Genomic DNA, 21,479 nt, shown 5'->3' with positions numbered 1-21,479 from the left:
AAAAGGTGTTACAATTACAAAATTTCTATCTAAGTAGCTCTCTTATTATATTAAGTATTCTCTCGTCTGCATTGATGATACCCATCTTTTTGCTTTTTAAAGCCATCATTTTTAATTTTTCTTTATTTGATATAAGTTTAATTATCTCATCATTTAGTAAGTCTCCGCTCAAGTCCTTTTCTAGTATAACTACACTTGCTCCATTTTTTTCTAGAGCTCTTGCATTGTACTCTTGATGATTTTCAGTTGTATAAGCTTTTGGTATCAAAATACTAGGTATGCCTACTGCAGTTATTTCTGCAATAGCAATCGCTCCACCACTTGTTATGATTAAGTCAGCTATAGATAAAGCCTTTGGGACTTCAAAGAAATATGGGTATATTCTAATATGGTTCTTTAGCTCATTAATACCTTTTTGCTTTAGCTCTTTCATGAAATTATCGTATAACCTTTTACCGGTAACATGAACTATTTGTATTTTATCATTATCTTTATTTTTTACTATTACATCTATCATGGCATCATTTAATTTTTTCTGACCACCACTTCCGCCAAATGATAAAATAAAGGGTATACTTGGATTAATAATCAAATCTTTATAAGCAGTTTGTTTATCAAAGCCTATAATATCTTGGCGTATAGGATTACCTGTAATAACTAGCTTTTTAGTATCTTTAAAATATTTTTTAGATTCGTCAAAGCTACCTGCTATTTTATCAACAAATTTTGAGAGTATTCTATTAGTCACACCTGGAAAAGCATTTTGCTCATGAATCATTGTAGGTATTTTCTTAAGTGCTGCCAATAAAACAATAGGACCACAAACGTATCCACCTGTTCCTATTACTATATCCGGTTTAAAATCATTTATTACTTTCTTAGCGTCGTTAAAGCCTAAAAGCAACTCCTTAACAGATTTAAAAGTATCTTTTGAAAGCTTTCTACTAAAACCCTTTACTCTAATGGTCTTAAATCTAAGACCTTCCTTTGGGACTAATTCTGCTTCAAGACCTTTTTCTGTTCCTACATATAATATATCTGCGTTTTTATATTCCATTTTGATCTTCCTAGCAATGGAAAGGGCAGGGTAAATATGACCACCTGTACCTCCACCTGTAATTAATACTTTCATTTTTTCAGCTCCTATCTAATTCCGTATGTCTTGATATGTTTAGCAAAATCCCTGCAGCTCCCATATACATCATCAATGATGTTCCACCAAAGCTAATAAATGGTAAGGTAATTCCTGTTGTAGGCATAGAAGACGTTACAACTGCAATATGTATCAAAGACTGAACAGTAATAAGCGCAACTATCCCTGATGCAAGATAACATCCAAATAAATCCTTTGTACTTAATGCAGTTCTTATGCCTCTCCAAATAATAAGTAAAAGTAATAACATTACAGTTACACAACCTAAAAAGCCGAGTTCTTCACCAATAATTGCAAATATAAAGTCGTTTTGAGGCTCTGGAATATAAAAGAACTTTTGCCTACTCTTCCCTAGCCCAAGTCCAAATAATCCACCTGATCCTAAAGCAAAAAGTGACTGAATTGCCTGCCATCCTGCATTATCTCTTACTTCTGCTGCAAAAGGATCTAAAAAAGCCATAATTCTCTTCATTCTGAATTCCTCACCGATTATAGCTATAAAACCGCCTATTGCACCTAGTATAGCAAGGAAGGAAAGATGAAAAACATTAGCCCCTGCAATAAACAAAAGTATAAAAAGAGTCAGTCCTACTGTAGCACTAGTTCCTAAATCTTTTTGAAGAAGTATCAATCCACAAGAAATTCCTATTATAATCAACGAAGGAATAAAACCTTTAAAGAATTTCTTAACATTATCTTTTCTTTTAGCAAGAAAATAAGAAAAATAAATTATAGACCCTAATTTAATTGCATCTGATGGCATAAACGTAGTAAATCCCAAGTCAATCCATCTTCGGGCTCCCTTAGCCTCCATCCCTAGTGGAGTAAATATTAGTAAACCTGTGATTATTGATACAATAAATATTAATTTTGCTAATTTTTCGAGTTTCCAATAATCAAAGTTCATGAAAAACAACATAGCAAATAGCCCCAAACCACTAGCAATAAGCTGTTTCTTTAAGAAATAATAGCCATCATTCATTCTATATAAACCATCTGGCCAGCTAGAGCTAAAGACCATTATTATTCCAATAAAGACAAGTAAAATCACAGCAATCATCAAGGTAAAGTCACTGGCTCTTTTTTTAGCCATTATTAGTCCTCCCTTAAATTCTTTACAGCCTGCTTAAATATTTTTCCCCTCTCTTCATAACTCTTAAACATATCCCAGCTAGCACAGGCAGGGGAAAGAAGAATGTTGTCACCAGGCACTGCTAATTCAAAGCTTTTATTAACTGCTCCTTCTATATTATCTACTATATATATATTACTAAAACCTTTACTTATTGCAGTATCTTTTATTTTTTCTTTAGTTTCTCCTAAAAGGATTAATGCCTTTACCTTATTATTAAAACTTTCTATGAAATCTTCAAAACCAGTTCCCTTATCTATGCCTCCAGCAATTAGTATTATTGGAGCTTTTAGGGCTTCAATAGCCTTAATGGAGGCGTCTGGATTTGTACCTTTAGAGTCATTATAGAAGCTTATACCTGATATACTGTCTACATATTCTATTCTATGTTCTACTCCTTCAAACTCCTTAAGTGTTTTAGCAATAACTTCTGTATCAATATCTAAAGCCCAACCTATAGAAACCAAAGCTAATGCGTTTTCAAGGTTATGCTTACCAGGTATTTTTATTTCTCTGCAATCCATTATTCTTTTAGTCTTTAGACCATCATTAATAATTATTTGACAATCATCGACATAAACTCCCTTGTCTAATTTATTACTGGCACTAAAAAATATCAAATTTGATTCTATATCTTTGCCAATTTCTCTTAGCAATAAATCATCATAATTCATAATTGTATATTCGCCTTTTTGTTGATTTATAAATACTTTTTTCTTTGCCTCAACATAGTTGTCAAAGGTTTTATGCCAATTCAAATGATCAGGAGTAATATTTGTTATAACACTTACTTGAGGTTTAAAATTTTTTGTGCTTTCTAGCTGAAAACTGCTAGCTTCTATAACAAAAATATCTTCCTCTCCTGAGTTTACAGCTTCCCACAATATCCCTACTCCTATATTTCCAGTAACGTGACAGTTAACACCTGTATTTTTAAGTAGTTCACCCGTTAGTGCTGTAGTAGTAGTTTTACCATTTGTACCAGTTATTGCAATAAACTTATTATTAGTTATTCTATAAGCTAGTTCTATATCAGTAATTACTTCAATTTCTTTTTCTAAAGCTGCTTTTATAATCGGAACGTCAACAGGAATACCTGGACTTTTCACTATAAGATCTATATTACCTAAATCTACGTCATTGCTTCCTAATATATAATTTATATCTATATCCTTCAATCCTTTTAATTGCTCTTTTAGTTCCTCTTTAGATTTCATGTCAGTTACTGTTATCCTTGAACCTAATTTATCCAAAGCTTTTGCAGTAGAAACTCCACTAACTGCTAATCCTAATATTAATACATTCTTATCTTTTAATTTCATATTTTTCACCTGCTCCTATTAGATTAACTTAAACTATAAATGCCTATTAAACACAAAACTACTGTGACTGACCAAAATACTACTACGACCTTAGTTTCCTTCCAACCCTTCTGTTCATAGTGATGATGTAGAGGAGCCATAAGGAAAACTCTTTTCCCAGTGAGTTTAAATGAGAATACTTGAATAATAACTGATAGTGCTTCTGCAAAATAAATCCCTCCAACTAATGGGATTATCAGAGTCAAATTGAGAAGCACTGCTACTGCAGAAACAGCTCCTCCTAAAGCCAAAGAACCTGTATCTCCCATAAAAACTTTTGCTGGATAAGAGTTATGCCTAAGAAATCCAAGACATGATCCCGCTAAAGCAGCTGAAAATATTGCTACGCTGTTCATGCCAATGTTTATAGCTATTAAGCTAAAAAAAGATAATACAATAAGAGTAACACCCGAAGCTAATCCATCAAGACCATCTGTTAGATTAACGCTATTTACTATACCAACTACTACAAATGCTATAAATGGAACATATAACTTGCCTAGATCCAAGTAAACATTGTCAAAAAAAGGTATTATCAGCTTAGTTCCCAAAATTGAATTATTAGATTGATATATTGCTAAAATCACTGCTAATATAAATTGTCCTATAAGTTTTTGATAAGCTCTTAAGCCTAGTGATCTTCTAAGTACTACTTTAATAAAGTCATCTATAAATCCAATAAATCCAAAGCCAACTGTTGCTAAAAGTAAAACAATCATATCTCTATTCAGTATGCCAGATGATATGGTGGTAATTAGAAGTGCGATAATCATTATAATTCCTCCCATAGTAGGAGTACCGCTTTTTTTGTAATGTGTTTTGGGACCTTCCTCTCTAATGCTCTGACCTACTTTTAGTCTTTTAAGTATAGGTATTAAAATAGGACCTAAAAGCAAAGTTATTGCAAAGGAAATAATGATTACCCTTATTATATCTTTATAGTTTGACATGTTTCTTCTCCTCCAAATGCAAATTAAATATTTATCTCTAAGTTTTTTTATAATATTTCTAAAGCTTCTTTTACAACATCTCTTTCATCAAAGGGTAATATTTTATCACCAATAATTGTGTAAGTCTCATGACCTTTACCAGCTAATAATATGATATCCTTTGGTTTACTATTCTTGATAGCATACTCTATAGCTTCTTTTCTATCAACAATGGCTATATAATTACCATTGACCTTTTCTACACCGTTTATAATATCATCAATAATTTTTTGTGGATCTTCTGTTCTTGGATTGTCTGAAGTTACAATACACAAATCACAATGTCTTCCAGCAACTTCTCCCATAGGAGCTCTTCTAGATATATCCCTATCTCCTCCAGCACCAAAAACTGCTATTTTTCTCCCCTCTGCAAACTGATCAATAACACAAAGCACTTTTTCAAGAGCATCTGCTGTATGTGCAAAGTCTATAATAATTGTAAAGTCTTTATTGTTTGGTACTACTTCAAATCTTCCTTTTACTCCTTTTATTTCCTCTAAGCCAATTTTAATATCTTCGAGAGCTATGTCATAAACATAGGCACAAGAAGCAGCGGCCAAACCATTATATACAGTGAAGATACCTGGAATATTCATATTTACATCAATGCTTCCCTTTGGTGTATGTAATTTAAAACTAACACCTGTAGCCATAAAAGTTAATTCTGATGCATAAATATCTGCTTTACATTCAATACCATAAGTTAATAAAGGTGTATTTAATTTAGATAATTCTTCTATAAGCTTTTTACCATATTCATCATCACTATTTATGATGTTATACTTATTTGACATATAAAAAAGTTTCTTTTTTGCATTAAAATAATTTTCAAAGGTTTTATGGTAATCTAAATGATCCTTAGTAATATTAGTAAAGATTCCAACATCAAAATTGCAATAGGCTACTCTACTTAATTCAAGAGAATGAGATGACACTTCCATAACACAACTCTCAACGCCAGATTGTAACATTTGGTCAAATACTTGTTGAAGTTCTAAGGATTCTGGCGTTGTGTTTTTCGTTTCTACATGCTTTCCATTTACTTGACTTCCTATAGTTCCAATAACTCCAGTTTTTTTACCACTTGCTCGAAAAATGGACTCCACAATATAAGTAATACTAGTCTTGCCATTTGTTCCAGTTACACCTATTAGGTTAAATTTATTAGATGGATTATCAAAAAATTCAGAAGACACCTTAGCTAAAGCTTGTCTTGTATCTTTCACTTTAATTAAAGTAACTTCTGAATTATATTGCACATCTTTTTGGACAATAATAGCTTTTGCACCCTTTTTTATTGCTTCATTAATAAAGTCATGACCATCAACTTTAAATCCTTCAATGGCAACAAACAAATTTCCCTTTTCAATTTTCCTGGAATCATATGCAATTCCAGAGATATCAATGTCTGTCTTTCCATTAATAATATCAGTTTCAAGACCATAAGTAAGTTTATTTAACTTCATATATTACACCTCACAAATAAAAGTTTACCTTATATGATAATACCATAAATTTATAAATGAATACAGTCTACTTAAAAGGCAACTTTCAAACAATTTGCTTGAAGTTGCCTCTTAAGTCAATTTTAGTTTACATTGTCAAATCTTACATTTACTAGAGAATTAAAGTCTACTTCTGTTCCAGCCTTTGGTATCTGTCCAACGACTACTCCTGACCCAGAGAATTCAAATCTTAGATTTAATTGATTCAATACTTCTGTCGCCTCTTCACGAGTGGTCCCTGTCAAATCTGGCACTACAATTTTTTCTGTTTCTTGCCTTTTTGACTCTACATATAAATCTATACTGGAACCTCTCCTAACAACATTTCCAGGTAGAGGAAATTGATCTAAAACCACTGAACCTTCCTCAATAAAGTAAGCATCAGTATTATACTTTAACCCTAATGATAAAACTATTTTACTAGCCTCTTTTATGTTTTTGTTTCTCACGTCTGGAACAGTAATATTTTCCTTTTCATTATTTTCTTTCTCTTCCTCAGTAAATTGAGGCTCTACATCAAGATAACTTAATATGTCTTTTACCACTTCACCAGCAACAGGTGCAGCAATCTGTCCACCATAATATGCTCCATTACTAGGCTCGTCAATTATAACAGATACAACAATCTGTGGGTCATTTGCAGGTGCTATAGCAACAAATGATGCTATGTACTTACCATCAGCATAGCGTCCATCAATTACTTTTTGTGCAGTTCCAGTTTTTCCAGCTATACGATATCCAGCTACATAAGCACCTTTTCCTGTGCCATCTGAAACAACACTTTCCAAAATTTTCATTAAATTCTTCGATGTCTCTTCAGAAATAACCTTTCTCTTAACCTCAGGTTCATATGAATGTACTATGTTTCCTTCATTATCTACCAGCTCTTTTACAACTCTAGGAATCATAAGATTCCCTCCATTGGCCACAGCAGATACAGCTGTAGTAAGCTGTATAGGAGTAACTGCTACTCCTTGCCCAAAAGAAATAGTAGCTAGATTAACATCCTTTATAGCCTTGGGACCACTCGGTATTATTCCAGGTGATTCGCCTGAAAAAGGAACTCCAGTTAACTCTCCAAATCCAAAAGCTCTTAAGTATTCATACATTTTCTCTGCACCTAATCTCAGTCCAACTTCAACAAAGACTACGTTACATGAGTTCTGTACTCCTTCTACAAAAGTTTGACTCCCATGCGGATTATAATATCTCCAGCATTTTATAGGCTTACCACTTTTAATTTGCCTTACATATCCACTACAATAAAATTGACTACCTGGATTTACAACATTCTCTTCAAGACCTGCTGCTGCAGTGATTATTTTAAAAGTAGAACCTGGTTCATATACATCATTAATGGCAAAGTTTCTCCACATTGCAAACCATTTTTTCTGAATTTCTTCTTGTGATAGACCTTCCCAAGACTTGGCCTCATCTTCATTGCTAGGCGTTGTAGGTGTATTAGGATCATAATCAGGTTTATTAGCCATTGCTAGCAAATCTCCCGTTTTAGGATCCATTACAAGAATTGAAACATTTTTAGCTTTATTTTTGACTTGCACTTCTAGCGCTGCTTTTTCAGCAAAATGCTGTATAGTTTCATCCATAGCCAAAACTACATTTAGACCATCCTTAGCCTCATAAAGGATTTCATTATCATAAGGAAGCTGTCTCCCTGCAGCATCTGTAGTCTTTACCCATTTTCCTGTTGTTCCGGTTAAATATTTATTGAATGATGCCTCTATTCCATATTGTCCTACTTGATCTATATTATTATGGCCAATTATATGTGATGCAAAACTTCCAAAAGGATAGTATCTTTTATTATCTTCAGCAATCTCAATACCTTTAATTTTAGCTTTTCTTAAGGCTTCACTTTCTTCTTTTTCAATCCACTGTTTAATCTTTACTATACTTTGCTTGCTAGTAATCTTATTAAATACCTCTTCCTCATCAAGCTCTAATATTTCTGCTATTTTCTCAGCATCCTCCTTAGGATTCTTTATATCAACTGGTCTACACCACACAGTATCTCTACTAATGCTTATAGCAAGTTTTTTTCCATTTCTATCTAGTATAAGTCCTCTCTTAGCTTTTACAGGAATCCCTCTGGTCCATTGTTCCAATGCTTGCTTTTTTAATTCTTCACCTTGAACAATCTGTATTACTCCCAATCTTATAATCAAAGCGAAGACTCCTATAGATATTAGTAGCAAGGAAATAATAAGTCTTCTTTTCGTTGATAAAGTGGGTAACGACACAAGTCTGACCTCCTAAAACTTATTAGATAATTTACTTACTGCACTACTGAATAACTTTAAAATACCTAATTTCTCTGACTTATCTTCTTCAATAGCATTGATGCCTATATTGTTATCATTCATGTTCACGCTAATGTATACAATTTGATCTTTAGCTGGATATACCATTCCCAACTTACTTTCAGCTTCTCCCTCAATCCATCCAGATTCTTTAATCCTTTCTAGCTCTAGAGATATATCTGTTTTATGCTTACTTAGCTCATTTATCTCCTTATCTAGTTTAGAAACTTCCATTTTTATCTGAGTCATTTGAGCATATCTAAATAGAACTCCAAGACAAATAAATAAAGTTAACAAAGCAATGCCAAAGGCTTTGAGTTTTAGAGAAAAGTTGCTTTTTCTACATGGTTTTAATTTTTTTGTTTGCCTTACATAATTTTCCTCATTATATGAAAACACTTCTCTTTTTGCTACTAACAAGTTTATTCACTCCTTCTAATGTTTAGAACATTAAACTTTCTCTCCAATCCTTAGCTTTGCGCTTCTTGCCCTTGGGTTAAACTCAATTTCCTTTTCTGACGGCAAAATAGGTTTTTTAGTAACAATATTCAGCTCTTTTTTCTTGTTGCATACGCAAATAGGCATCTCGGGAGGACAAATACAATCAAGGTTTAATTCCTTAAATGTTTCTTTAACAATTCTGTCTTCTAGTGAATGAAATGTAATAATACAAATCCTTCCTCCAGTATTTAATAATTTTACTGCTTTATTTATTGAGTCTTTAAGTATTTCAAGTTCTTTATTTACTTCTATTCGTATTGCCTGAAATGTTCTCTTAGCAGGATGTGGCCCATCTTTTCTAGCTCCGCTGGGAATAGCCTTCTTTATAACATCTACTAGATCACCTGTAGTATCAATGGCTTTGATTTGTCTTTCGGTTTCAATAAATTCAGCTATTCTAGCTGCCCATCTTTCCTCACCATATTCCTTAATAATCCTTTCAAGCTCTTTTTTTGAGTATTTATTTACAACATCCCATCCACTTAGATCTTGAGATATATCCATTCTCATATCAAGAAATGAATTCTTATTGTATGAAAAACCTCTATCACCCTCATCTAATTGATGAGATGAAACTCCTAAATCTAATAATAGTCCATCTATTCCACTTATATTTTGTTCTTTCATTATGACGTCTATGTTTTTGAAGTTATTATGTACTATTATTACTTTATCTTTAAACTCTTTAAGCTCCTCAGTGGCTTTCTTTATTGCGTCAGCATCTTGATCGATACCGATTAACTTTCCATTTCCCAACCTTTTCACTATCTCCTTTGAGTGACCTGCTCCACCAAGAGTGCCATCAACATATATTCCATCTTTCTTGATATTAAGTCCTTCTATTGCTTCATTTAACAACACCGATATGTGCTCAAACTCCATATCATCACCCCATACTTTTTAAGATTATTATTTACTAATCAAATTATATATATGACTTAAATACCAAGTTCACTCATTTTCTCAGCTATTGCATCATAGCTAAGGTTCTCATCGTCATTATATAAATCCCATTCTTCTTTGCTCCATATTTCAACTCTATTAGAAACTCCTATTACCACTGCATCTTTATCTATTTTACAATGTTCTCTTAGGTTGCTAGGAATAAGAACCCTTCCTTGTTTATCTAATTCACATTCAGTAGCTCCAGAAAAGAAAAATCTCACAAAAGCTCTAGCATCCTTGCGGGTAAGTGGTAAAAGTTTTAGTTTTTCTTCTAATATCTTCCATTCATCTTTTGGATAGACAAAAAGGCAATTATCTAGACCCTTGGTTATAATAAATATTTCTCCAAGCTCGTCCCTAAATTTTGAAGGTACTATTAAGCGCCCCTTATTGTCTAGTGAATGTTGATATTCTCCAATAAACATATATTACACTCCATTCGAGGGAATCGTCCCCACTTCGTACCACTTTACACCACTTTATAGTACTAGTTCTATATATTTTCGTAAATTCCTGCTAGTTTTTAAGAAATTTATATTTTTTTTAATAGGCCTATAGTACTAAAAAAACCCATTTTTCAACAAACTATTTACAGCATAAAAATAAAATTACCAAATTGTAACTAAGAAATAACAAAAAAAATCCTTCTTTTCGTCAGGAATGACAAAATATTAGTCATCCTGCGATAGGAAAGGATTTTATTAATATAAGGTTTAATTACTTAAATGCAAAAGTACTAAACTTACCTAGATATTTCTTTATCATTTATTGCTTGTCTTTTTTTAATAACAACAAAAACAACAATACTTACAATTATAGTTACGACACTAATTAACTGTGCAACTCTTATATTTCCATACATTAGACTATCAGTTCTCATTCCTTCAATGAAATATCTTCCAACTGAATATAGTGAAAGATACAGCAAAAATACTTCTCCATCTGCCTTTTTTCTTTTTTTATACCACAAAAGAAATAGAAATACTGCAAAATTCCATAGCGATTCATATAAAAAAGTTGGATGTACTTTTTGGCCCTGTACAATGATTCCCCAAGGTAAATCAGTAGGACCACCATGAGCTTCTCCATTAATATAATTTCCCCATCTACCTATTGCTTGCCCTAAAATAATACTAGGACCAGTCAAATCTGCAAGCTTCCAAAATTTTATTTTCTTTATCTTACAAAATATAACGCCAACTATTATTGAGACTATTAAAGCTCCGTGTATTGCTAGCCCACCTTCTCTGATATTAATCATCTTCATAAAGTCGCCTTTGTAATAATCTAAATTAAAAATAACATAATGAATTCTAGCTCCTATAATAGCTGCAGGCACAGCAACTAATAATAAGTCAAGGATATTCTCTTCTTCTATGCCTATTCTCTTAGCTTCTCTCATAGCCACTATGGAGGCCAATAATAACCCAAAGGAAATAATTATTCCGTACCATCTAACTTCCATACCAAACAATTCAAATGCAACTGGATCCATAATAATCCTCCTTCTTCTTATATAATTAAAGCTACTAAATTTTCTAGTAGCTTTAATTATATTTTTATTTAATTATAAAGTCAACAAACTACTTAGGATTTACAATAGATAAACAGCTACTCTCTTTTTTGAGAAAGCTTCTACACCTTTCTTCAATGTCACCTACATTAATTTTATCTAAAGTATTTAAGTATTCATGCATTGAATATTTTTTATAGAAATAATTTATAAAACTTGTAGCAACATTTTCAATAGAATTAAAATCCATAAGATGATATCCAATTAACTTTTTCTTAGTTCTATTAAAATCTTCTTCTGATATCCCTTTACTAATTATATTTTCTAAATTTTGTTTTATTCTGTTATAAACTTCCTTTGGAGAATTAGATTCACCGCCTAATATTGCATGCCCATAGTCTCTGTGCCCTATGTATTGAAAACCAAAGCTATCATTTATTAAACCTTCCTCATAAAGTTCCTTGTAGAAATCAGAGCTGTTGCCAAATAATATTTCAAGCAAAATGTTTGAACAAATCTCTTTATGTACTAGTTTTTCACCATCATACCCAACATCTAGGTCTTTATACCCTATATAAAATAAAGGTATGGAAACACTTAGTTTTTCCTCAATTATTGTTTCATTAATAGTACCAGGCTCCTTAACCTTTACTCTAAGTATTTCTTCTCCCAACTTTTCAGTCTTTTTTTGCTTTTCACTAATTATATTTACTGCTTTTTCCAAGTCAATATCTCCTATCATAAATAAAAGCATATTGCTTGGATTATAAAATGTATTATAGCACTTATACAGAAGGTCCTTGTTAATATCTCTTATGCTTTCTACGGTTCCTGCAATATCTATTTTTACTGGGTGCTTGACGTACATTCCAGAAAGACAGTTTGTATATACTTTCCAATCAGGAGAGTCGTTATACATTCTAATTTCCTGCTGGATAATACCTTTTTCTTTTTCTACATTTTCATCTGTAAAATAAGGGTCTTGAACAAAGCAAAGCAGCAGTTTTAAATTCTCATAAAACTTATCTACACATGAAAAAAGATAGGCTGTTTGAGTATTACTTGTGAAAGCATTTACATATGAGCCTAATTTAGCAAATTCGTCAAATATATTCACATCTGGTTCCTCAAATAATTTATGCTCTAAAAAATGAGCTATGCCTTCAGGAACTATGGTTTCTTTACTTTCTCCAATAGGAACAAAGTTATTATCAATAGATCCATAATTAGTTGAATATATAGCATATTTCTTAACATAATTTTTTTTAGGCATATAGAAAATCTTTAATCCATTATTTAATTCTACATTATATATTTCTTCACTTAATCTTTTACTCTTTATAGTATTAATCTTCAATATATCTCACCTCATATCCTCATTAGTTAAGAAATAAATTGTATCTAGCTTTAATTCCTGACAAGATTTGACAATATCTTCTTTCGTAACTCTTTTAATACTATTTATATATGTTTCAAATGATCTCATCTCTTTAGAGATAGCATTACTTAAATAAAACTCTGCTACAGAATAATTGTTATCTTGTAAGGATTTAATTGAAGTTGTTATTGAACTTTTAGCATCTTCGATATCTTCTTCTGTAAAATTACCTTTAATCATTTTATCTACTTGACTTTTTATTATTTCTTTTGTTTTCCCAAAATTTTCAATCTCAATTCCTGATGATATAAGCATTATGGACTTATATTTTAAAGTTTGAGAATATACATAATATGCTAGACTTTCTTTTTCTCTAACAAATGTAAATAATTTAGAGTTTGGTCCTCCTCCAAGTATCTCATTTGCTACAATAAATGCGTCAAACAAATTACTTTCATAAGGTATATTTATCCTATAACCTAGTATTAATTTTCCTTGACTTACATCCATTTTTTCAGTTATTATACTTTTCCCATTTAATTTTTTGTCTGAGATATTCTCTCTTGGAATATTAATAATTTCTTTTCTATTAAAATCTAACTTCTTACTTAAGACTTCTTCTATATCTAGTCCTGTAAATTTTCCTACTATAGTTATTTCAACAGGACTAGTTTCTAAAATATCCCTATAATGATTATAAAGACTTTTATTATCTATCTTTTTTACATTTTCCACTTTTCCAAATTTATATATACTAAATCTCTCACCTTTACACATTTCTTCTATAGCTCTTTCATAAGCATACTGTTTCTTATCATTTATTCGTCCTTCAATTCTTTTCACTAGATTCTCTTTTTCTTGAGAAACATATTTCTCAAGAAAAATCTCATTCTCTAACAGCGGATTAAATATTATATCTAGCAAAACGTCGAAAATTTTAGCATTATAGTTTTTTTCTCCAATAAATTTAGTTTCTGGTCCCTCTATAGAAAACCTTATAACTTGTTTTTCACCTTTTTTATTTACATCTAAGCTTAGATTTGCCCCGTAAAGCTCTTCAAGTCTTTTTTGAATGTCTATAGAAGTCTTATAGTTCATCGTACCTCTCTTTAACACTGCTGGTACTAAAGCATTTAAAGAAGCTTCTTCGTTAGATAAAAGCCTTATAAAACTAATACTAATAAGGATTGATTTAAATTTATCTGTACTTATTGTATTTAAATTTATACCTTTTCCAATTTCTTTTCTGTTGTATTCCATTCATGTACTCCTCCTTAATCTATTCCCATTTCTGTAGATTTGTAAATTCGATCCTGTTTTTAAGTTCATTTATGAAAAGAAAATCATTCAAAAAACCGTCAACAATAGTAACTTTAACACCTTCAGGAAAGTTTACCTTTGAAGCAATTTTCTTAGATATTGTAATATTTTCAATATTTGTTACTGAGGGTTTCGTGTAAATTAAAACTATTTTTCTAATACTATAGTCCAATAAATCAATTATCGATTCTTCATAATCAGGTTCTACATATTTAAACCAACCTATTTTAATTTTGTTCTCATTGATTCCGGTATTATTTCCCAGTTTTGCTTTAATTCTATTTCTAAACATAGAATCTTCTCTTACTGCTTTTAAATTATTATTTTTTCTATATCCTACCTGTCCTTCACCGACTAATATAATACCAATATTTGCTACACTTTCATCGTCTATATGTTGTTTTATTTTATTTTCATATGATATAGCAATGTCTTCGCTATTCCATAGGGGGTCAGTATATTTCACGTTAATGTTTAGGCTATATAATTTCATTCTTTCGATTCTAGATTTTAATATTCTAAGATTTTGCCCCTCAGTTAAAAATACTGGGACAATAATTACATCTCTGTAGCCATCATTGGCAATTTCAATCAAAACTTCTTCTACATAAGCAGTATCGTAAAGATATGATACATATACTTTGAATTCATTAGTCAAAAAAGTTTGAAGTCCCTTTTTTACTTTTATAGTATTCTCTTTATAATTACTTTTCCCTAAGAATTGATAATGTCTTTTATTCAACCATAAAATATAAGGCGAAATAATCTTGTCTTTTATACTTCCATTTATCTTAATATTTGTAATGCCCTTTTCAAAAGAATACATCTCAGGCTCACCTTCATATACTAGCAAAACTGCCTTCCCATCAATATCTTTAACTGTTCCTTCAACTGTTAATTCCATTGAATATCCTCTAGAAAATATAATTAAAGTTGAAATAAAAAAAGATAAAGTAAAGACTAATGTTAAATAATAAAAAGGAATTCCTGATAGTATTTTGTCCTTATCTTTTATAATTATTAGAAGTATGCTAATTGATATAGTAAGGCATACGCTTTCCTTTGGTTCTTCAAGTACAAGATATAATACACTGAAAAACACAAAGAAAAAAATATAAAATAAACCTTTACCTAAAAATTTTGCCTTCTTCATATATCTTCATTCCTCACAACAAAATAGTTATTATATTACTATATTATTTTTTAAGTCTTCGATATATGAAGAAATCCAATCATTTGACTGGATTCTATAAAAATTACTTTTTGTTGTTTATCTCACTTAATATATTCTTAATGTCTTCACTAATAGTTCTATTTTGCTCTCCCCTAATTAAAGATTGCTGGATGTCATCTAGCCGATAAAATAGGTTCTTGTCTGCTGTAATATTTATTCTGTTAATATTTTCATCATAATCCTTAATTGTATCTATTATTCTTCTTTTTAAATCTTCTGATATCTCGCCTTCAGATACAATAACTGCTACTATGGCTTGATTATCTGAAAACACCACTGTTGCATCGTCAATACCTGACAAATCTACTAACGCATCTGCAGCCACTTCACCTTTAATAACTTCTTGATTTGATTCAGTAACTTTTCTTTCCTTATCAGTTTTTTCTTCTTCAACACTAATATTAGGTCCTGGCTTTCTTGCAGTTTGACAGCCTGATGCTACTAAAATAATAAATAAAAAAGCTGTTATAATATGTAATAGATTGACTCTTTCTCTCATTAAAAACACCTCCTAAGCATTAGTTTTCCAATAATTATTTTTTTTATTAATAAAAAGTTTATTTTAATTTGAAGTGTAAAAAATATTGGTGTATAATTTACTCTAGTGTATGAATTTGTATAACATAATGAGTTGAAAGGAAGATAACAATGAAATTAGGAATTGTAGGGTTACCTAATGTAGGTAAAAGTACCCTTTTTAATGCAATAACTGCTGCTGGTGCAGAATCAGCCAATTATCCTTTTTGTACTATTGAGCCAAATGTTGGGGTAGTAGCAGTACCTGATAAAAGATTAGATGTATTGGCTGAGCTGTTTAATTCAGAAAAAATAGTTCCAACTGCTATAGAATTTTTTGATATTGCAGGTTTAGTAAAAGGTGCAAGTAAAGGAGAAGGATTAGGAAACAAATTCTTATCCCATATAAGGGAAGTAGAAGCAATAGTTCATGTAGTTAGATGTTTTGAAGATGAAAACATTACCCACGTAGAAGGTAGAATAGATCCTATTAGCGATATTGAAATCATAAATATCGAACTAATGCTTTCTGACCTAGAGATAATAAGTAGAAGAATACAAAAGACAGAAAAGCTAGCAAAAGCTGATAAATCATTGCAAAAGGAGCTAGAAATATTAAATATAATTAAAGATACTATAGAAGCTGGTAACTCAGTAAGGGCAATTAACTTTACTGACGAAGAAAAAGCCTTTGTTAAAGAATTGAACCTATTATCATATAAGCCAATTCTATACGTTGCAAATATATCTGAGGAAGATTTATTAGGAAATCCTGAAAATGATTATGTTAAACAGGTGATCGATTATGCTAGCAAAGAAAAATCTGAAGTAATTATAGTATCTGCACAAATTGAAGCAGAAATATCCGAACTTGAAGATGAAGAAAAGAAAAGCTTCCTAAATGATTTAGGACTTAATGAATCAGGACTTGATAAGCTAATTAGTGCAAGCTATAAGCTATTAGGCCTAATGAGCTTCTTAACTGCTGGTCCAAAAGAAACTAGAGCATGGACAATAAAAATAGGTACAAAGGCTCCTCAAGCAGCAGGTAAAATCCATTCTGATATGGAGAAAGGATTTATAAGAGCAGAAATAGTTAATTACGCTGATTTAGTTACTTGTGGTGGATATCCTCATGCAAGAGAAAAGGGATTAGTTAGACTTGAAGGAAAAGAATATATAATGCAAGATGGAGATGTAGTTGTATTTAGGTTTAATGTATAAGTACTTTTAAAGATTCAATATAAAAAAGGCATGAAAAGTTATATAAATTTTTCATGCCTTTTTATTATCAGTAAATTTTTTCTTTTGAAGATAAAGATTATTATTGACTTAGAGTTCAAAAATAAAACACACTATACTCCCATCATCCTACTAAGTGGTCCATCTTCCTTAATAATATCTTCTAACTTATAAATAGGAATCGGAAAGTATGGAAATCCAAATGCATATGGTGTAATTTCGTAAAGTTGAAAAAATATTATTAGGTTATTATCTACTAAATAATAATCTTGCTGTGGGCTTATGCTTTCAAATTCATTAATTATCAATATTTCTCTTTCTGCTATTTGTTCTTTAACCATATTAGATAATCTTTCAATATAGTCACTATTTGGTTCAAACAAGTCCTCTAGTTGATATATTTCTGCTGTAAATACATCTATGTTTAATGCTTTAATAATTGTCATAGGATGTGCTCCTCCAAAATCTCCTAGCTGGACTAAGGTGAGACTTAATAAATCTCTTTGGTTGGCTTTTATTTCATATGAACCAGTAATGTTAGTTAATAAGTCTGGTCTTCTTAATTCCGCTGCAATATCTAGCATAAGGTCATATATTTCATCATTTATTTCTTTCTGAACTTCTGGATTTTCCAGTCCATATACCATTGGATAAAGAATATCTGTAGTAGGAACGTAATATCTACAGGTGTGAATCATAACAGGTAGTTCGCTAAAATCCATATCCTCACCTTCCTAGTTTTCATATAAGTTTTGTTAGTACTAAATTATGAAACATGGAAGATTTGGTGACTGAGAGTATTTTACTCTCTTTCCATCTCATCTGTAAGCTCAATTATTTGGTCTATTAGACTACCAATGAATTCAATAGTATCTAATAATGGTTTATCTGTAGTTATATCTACTCCTACCATTTTAGCAAGTTCTACAGGAGTCTTTGTTCCTCCTGCCTTTAATACTTCCTTCCAGTCCTCTACTGCTCTTTCACCTTCAGCCAATATTCTCTGGCTAACTTGAGTTGCAACTGTAAGTCCAGCACTGTATGTGTATGGATAAAGACCCATATAGTAATGAGGTTGCCTCATCCAAGTCAGCTCTGCACCTTCATTTATAGTAACAGCATCTCCCCAGAATTTTTCTAATACACTTTTCTTAATCTCATTAAGTTTATTAGCATGTACGCTTCCACCTTCATCGATTATTTTATATACTTCTCTTTGATAAGCTGCTTCTAACAAATGTGTTACAAAATTATGATAATAAGTATTGCTAACCATTGAAGATAGAACCCATCTTTTAAACCTAGGGTCATCCTGCTGTTTAATTAAATAATTGCTTAAAAGCATTTCATTTATAGTTGAAGGTGCCTCAATAAAATAAAGTGATGGTGACTCATTAAACATATTATTGTGGCTTTGAGATAACATAAAATGTCCTGCATGACCTAGTTCATGAACTAGTGTAAATACTTCACTCATAAGTCCATTCCAAGAAAGCAAAATATATGCATGAACTCCATAGGGAGTTGCACAGAAGCCACCTGTAGACTTTCCAATGTTTTGAGCGAAATCTACCCATCTTTCATCATAAGCTCTCATAACTAAATTTAGGTACTCTTCTCCCATAACAGATAATGCACCTTTAATATATTTTTTAGATTCTTCTATAGTTACCTTTGGGTCATAGTCTGGATCTATAGATACTTTAAGGTCTGCAAATGTTACTTCATCTAAATTATATATTCTTTTTATAAGTCCTGCATATTTTCTCATATGAGGAGCTAGCTTTTCCATAATTAAATCTATTTGTCTATCATAAAGCTTCCTGTCTACTTTATGCTCAAATAACAAGTAGTCAAATACAGAATTAAATTTTCTCATTGTAGAAATTATTTTTTCTTTTTGTACTTGAGTTTGATATGCAGAAGCAATAGTATTTTGATATTCTCTAATTTTCCTTGAAAAGGCATCAAAAGCTGCTCTTCTTATTTCTGTATCTTTTTCTCCTTGATAGTTATTTTCAAATAACACGAAGCTAAGAGGATGTTCCTCGCCTTTTGCTATAAACTTTCCAAAATTCATATCTGCTAGTTTTGCTTGATTGTATAAATTATAAGGAGAATCTAATACTGGAGATAGACTTGCAAGAGATTTTTCTACTTCTGGATGAAGAGTATGAGGCTTGCTTCTTTTAATATCTTCAAGGAAAATTTTATACTTATCAGTATTGCTTATAGCTTTATCTAAAATATTATCATCTGTTTCCTTTAATTCGCTTTCTATAAAGGTTAGCCTACTAAAAACCTCTGAAAGTACCATTTCGTTCTTTATGGCTTTCATTTGATTATCTGAATCCGTTTGATCTACAGATAGTGCTAAAGAAGCATAAGTATTAGTTAGGTAGCCTTTAATGTATATTTTTTCAAATTCTTCAATGCATTTTAAGATAATTCCTGGATTACTTAACTTATCCTTATATGTACTTTCTAGCATCTTGGATTCTTCAATAAGCTCATTCATTGCTATTTCATATTCTTCGTCTGTTTTAAAAATATGAGACAAATCCCAAGTTAATGATACATCTATTTCTTTTCTAGGCTTTAATCCATTACTCAAATCTATCTACCCTCTTTCACAGAAATTTTATTATATATGTATTATTTTACCTTAATGGTTTAAAAAATCAAATCTTTTAAAGTTTTATTTGTAAATAGTAAGAAATGCTTTGATTAAAGATAATAACTAGGGTATTATAGCTTTTAGGACAAATATTTCATAAATAAAAATATTATATAAAGTGCAAAACTTTAACAGAAAAACAACAGACTATTTATTATTTTTGTTGTATAATTATTTGTAGTTTAATGAATTGTAGAGGAGCAAAAGGAAATGAAGGAAAACACAAAAACAGTAAACGTTAAAGAAATTAGAAAAAAAATATTATCAATGATTCTACCAATAACTATTGAAAATATCCTTCAAATGACTGCAGGCTTTGTATCTATGGCTATGATTGGAAGAATTGATGCTATAGCTATTGGGGCATTAGGAATAAGTCAAAGGATTACACAGATTATTTGGGCTCTATTTAAGGGAGTTACTACAGGTGCATCTGTCTTTGTGGCTCAGGCATATGGTGCTAATAATATTAAAAAGCTAAAAAGTGTTGTGCAACAAACACTTTTATCTACAGTAATCCTAGTGTTGATTTTTCAACAAATAGTTTTCTGGAACGCTACAACACTCTTAAAGATTTTTAATCCAACACCAGAATTAATGTCAAATGCCACAGCATTTTTGAGAATTGTATCGTGGGGTCTGCCTTTTATGGCTATATCTCTTGTAGTTACAGGAGTATTGCAAGGAATGGGTAATGCTAAGGTCCCAATGAAAATAGCATTTATAATGAATTTATTAAATATTATATTCGGATTTTTACTTATTTTCGGTAATTTTGGATTTCCAGCCTTAGGTCTTAGAGGTGCAGCTATTGCAACTGCTATTGCTCAAACAATATCAGCTTTAATTGGTCTGTATGTACTATTTAATAAAAATGGAGTTCTAGGTACTATGAATAATAGAAGCTTCTTTGAACTTGATTTTAAGGAAATTTTTTCAGTGTATAAAATAGGTATGCCTTCTGCTTTTGAATCTATATTTTGGCAGATATCAGCTATAATTTTGACAAAAATAATATTAACTTTTGGCGAAACTGCACTTGCAGCATATCAGTTAGGACTTCAAGCCGAATCAATTTCATTTACACCTGCAGCAGGATTTGGTATTGCAGCTACAGCATTCATTGGTCAAGCCATTGGCTCGAGAAGCAAGGAATTAGGTAAGATTTATTTAAGAGAATTAATAATTGGAACATTACTAATAACCATTTTCTGTGCAAGCATTTTAGTTTTCCTTCCTGGGGGAGTAATGAGACTACTAACTGATGACTATGAAGTAATTAAGCTAGGTTCAATATACCTTGTTATAATGGGGCTGGTACAGATTCCACAAAATATTTCCGGCGTTTTAAATGGTGCGCTTAGAGGAGCGGGTTTTACAAGAGTCCCAATGATAGTAGCAGGCGCTGGGATTTGGGGAATTCGAATTCCTTTCGCATTGATTCTAACTTATTATTTTAAGCTTGATATCAGAGCAATATGGATTGTTATGGGGATAGACTTAGTATTTAGATTCTTTTTAAGCTTAATAATATATAAAACTAAAGATATTTACGAACAGGAGCTTTTAATAGAAACCTCTAATGCATAATAAAAAACATAAAAGCAAAGTAATATTACTCTGAAGTTAAACTCATTGACAGTTCTGAATTTTACTTGATAACATAATAATTAATATGGTCTTAAATTAAGA

General features: G+C 31.1%; 18 protein-coding genes. 2 read left to right on the top strand and 16 right to left on the bottom strand.

Translation table 11 applies throughout. The features are described 5' to 3' along the window. Positions 1-25: 25 nt before the first annotated feature. The 14 genes from murG to ABV008_RS03690 all read right to left on the bottom strand — a co-directional run bounded on the left by murG (position 26) and on the right by ABV008_RS03690 (position 15,851). Positions 26-1,132: an undecaprenyldiphospho-muramoylpentapeptide beta-N-acetylglucosaminyltransferase gene (murG, locus tag ABV008_RS03755; RefSeq protein ID WP_352418479.1), complete on the bottom strand. Its 1,107-nt coding sequence runs from the start codon at positions 1,130-1,132 to the stop codon at positions 26-28. A gap of 4 nt (positions 1,133-1,136) precedes the next feature. After that, positions 1,137-2,246, bottom strand: coding sequence for a putative lipid II flippase FtsW (gene ftsW, locus ABV008_RS03750; RefSeq protein WP_352418478.1), 1,110 nt, complete (start codon positions 2,244-2,246; stop codon positions 1,137-1,139). 2 nt (positions 2,247-2,248) lie between these two features. Beyond that, the gene (gene murD / locus ABV008_RS03745; RefSeq protein ID WP_352418477.1) at positions 2,249-3,607 is read right to left on the bottom strand and encodes a UDP-N-acetylmuramoyl-L-alanine--D-glutamate ligase; all 1,359 of its coding nucleotides are present in this window, start codon (positions 3,605-3,607) and stop codon (positions 2,249-2,251) included. Positions 3,608-3,630: 23 nt separating this feature from the next. Further along, positions 3,631-4,596 (bottom strand): phospho-N-acetylmuramoyl-pentapeptide-transferase, encoded by a 966-nt coding sequence (gene mraY, locus ABV008_RS03740; protein ID WP_352418476.1) that lies wholly within the window; start codon positions 4,594-4,596, stop codon positions 3,631-3,633. Between the two features lie 47 nt (positions 4,597-4,643). Beyond that, entirely contained in the window at positions 4,644-6,101 is a 1,458-nt protein-coding gene (locus ABV008_RS03735; RefSeq protein WP_352418475.1) for a UDP-N-acetylmuramoyl-L-alanyl-D-glutamate--2,6-diaminopimelate ligase, read from the bottom strand. 122 nt (positions 6,102-6,223) lie between these two features. Continuing rightward, positions 6,224-8,401, bottom strand: a complete 2,178-nt coding sequence (locus ABV008_RS03730; protein WP_352418474.1) for a stage V sporulation protein D — start codon at positions 8,399-8,401, stop codon at positions 6,224-6,226. 12 nt (positions 8,402-8,413) lie between these two features. Further along, positions 8,414-8,881 (bottom strand): FtsB/FtsL family cell division protein, encoded by a 468-nt coding sequence (locus ABV008_RS03725; RefSeq protein ID WP_352418473.1) that lies wholly within the window; start codon positions 8,879-8,881, stop codon positions 8,414-8,416. Between the two features lie 30 nt (positions 8,882-8,911). Next, entirely contained in the window at positions 8,912-9,844 is a 933-nt protein-coding gene (rsmH, locus tag ABV008_RS03720) for a 16S rRNA (cytosine(1402)-N(4))-methyltransferase RsmH (protein WP_352418472.1), read from the bottom strand. Positions 9,845-9,900: 56 nt separating this feature from the next. Continuing rightward, on the bottom strand, positions 9,901-10,332 hold the full coding sequence (gene mraZ, locus ABV008_RS03715; RefSeq protein ID WP_352418471.1) for a division/cell wall cluster transcriptional repressor MraZ: 432 nt from the start codon (positions 10,330-10,332) through the stop codon (positions 9,901-9,903). Positions 10,333-10,649: 317 nt separating this feature from the next. Next, on the bottom strand, positions 10,650-11,402 hold the full coding sequence (lgt, locus tag ABV008_RS03710; protein ID WP_352418470.1) for a prolipoprotein diacylglyceryl transferase: 753 nt from the start codon (positions 11,400-11,402) through the stop codon (positions 10,650-10,652). Positions 11,403-11,490: 88 nt separating this feature from the next. Then, positions 11,491-12,777, bottom strand: a complete 1,287-nt coding sequence (yfmH, locus tag ABV008_RS03705) for an EF-P 5-aminopentanol modification-associated protein YfmH (protein ID WP_352418469.1) — start codon at positions 12,775-12,777, stop codon at positions 11,491-11,493. Positions 12,778-12,783: 6 nt separating this feature from the next. Then, positions 12,784-14,058 carry an EF-P 5-aminopentanol modification-associated protein YfmF gene (yfmF, locus tag ABV008_RS03700; RefSeq protein WP_352418468.1) on the bottom strand — a complete coding sequence of 425 codons (1,275 nt, stop codon included), beginning with the start codon at positions 14,056-14,058 and terminating at the stop codon, positions 12,784-12,786. A 19-nt stretch (positions 14,059-14,077) separates the two neighbouring features. Beyond that, entirely contained in the window at positions 14,078-15,271 is a 1,194-nt protein-coding gene (locus ABV008_RS03695) for a CbiX/SirB N-terminal domain-containing protein (protein WP_352418467.1), read from the bottom strand. Between the two features lie 103 nt (positions 15,272-15,374). Next, entirely contained in the window at positions 15,375-15,851 is a 477-nt protein-coding gene (locus ABV008_RS03690; RefSeq protein WP_352418466.1) for a YhcN/YlaJ family sporulation lipoprotein, read from the bottom strand. A 149-nt stretch (positions 15,852-16,000) separates the two neighbouring features. Between ABV008_RS03690 and ychF the strand changes: the two genes are divergently transcribed. After that, entirely contained in the window at positions 16,001-17,092 is a 1,092-nt protein-coding gene (gene ychF, locus ABV008_RS03685) for a redox-regulated ATPase YchF (protein ID WP_352418465.1), read from the top strand. A 131-nt stretch (positions 17,093-17,223) separates the two neighbouring features. Here ychF and ABV008_RS03680 read toward each other — a convergent pair whose 3' ends face one another. Both ABV008_RS03680 and pepF read right to left on the bottom strand, forming a co-directional pair. Then, positions 17,224-17,832 (bottom strand): DUF3298 and DUF4163 domain-containing protein, encoded by a 609-nt coding sequence (locus tag ABV008_RS03680; RefSeq protein WP_352418464.1) that lies wholly within the window; start codon positions 17,830-17,832, stop codon positions 17,224-17,226. Between the two features lie 80 nt (positions 17,833-17,912). Continuing rightward, a complete protein-coding gene (gene pepF / locus ABV008_RS03675) occupies positions 17,913-19,724 on the bottom strand; it encodes an oligoendopeptidase F (RefSeq protein ID WP_352418463.1) in 1,812 nt (603 codons plus the stop codon). A gap of 273 nt (positions 19,725-19,997) precedes the next feature. Here pepF and ABV008_RS03670 point away from each other — a divergent pair, with 273 nt between their 5' ends. After that, on the top strand, positions 19,998-21,377 hold the full coding sequence (locus tag ABV008_RS03670) for an MATE family efflux transporter (RefSeq protein WP_352418462.1): 1,380 nt from the start codon (positions 19,998-20,000) through the stop codon (positions 21,375-21,377). Positions 21,378-21,479 lie beyond the last annotated feature (102 nt).

This window comes from Proteiniborus sp. (genome assembly GCF_040308045.1).
Lineage (GTDB): Bacteria > Bacillota > Clostridia > Tissierellales > Proteiniboraceae > Proteiniborus.
This window is presented reverse-complemented; position numbering and strand designations above follow the sequence as displayed.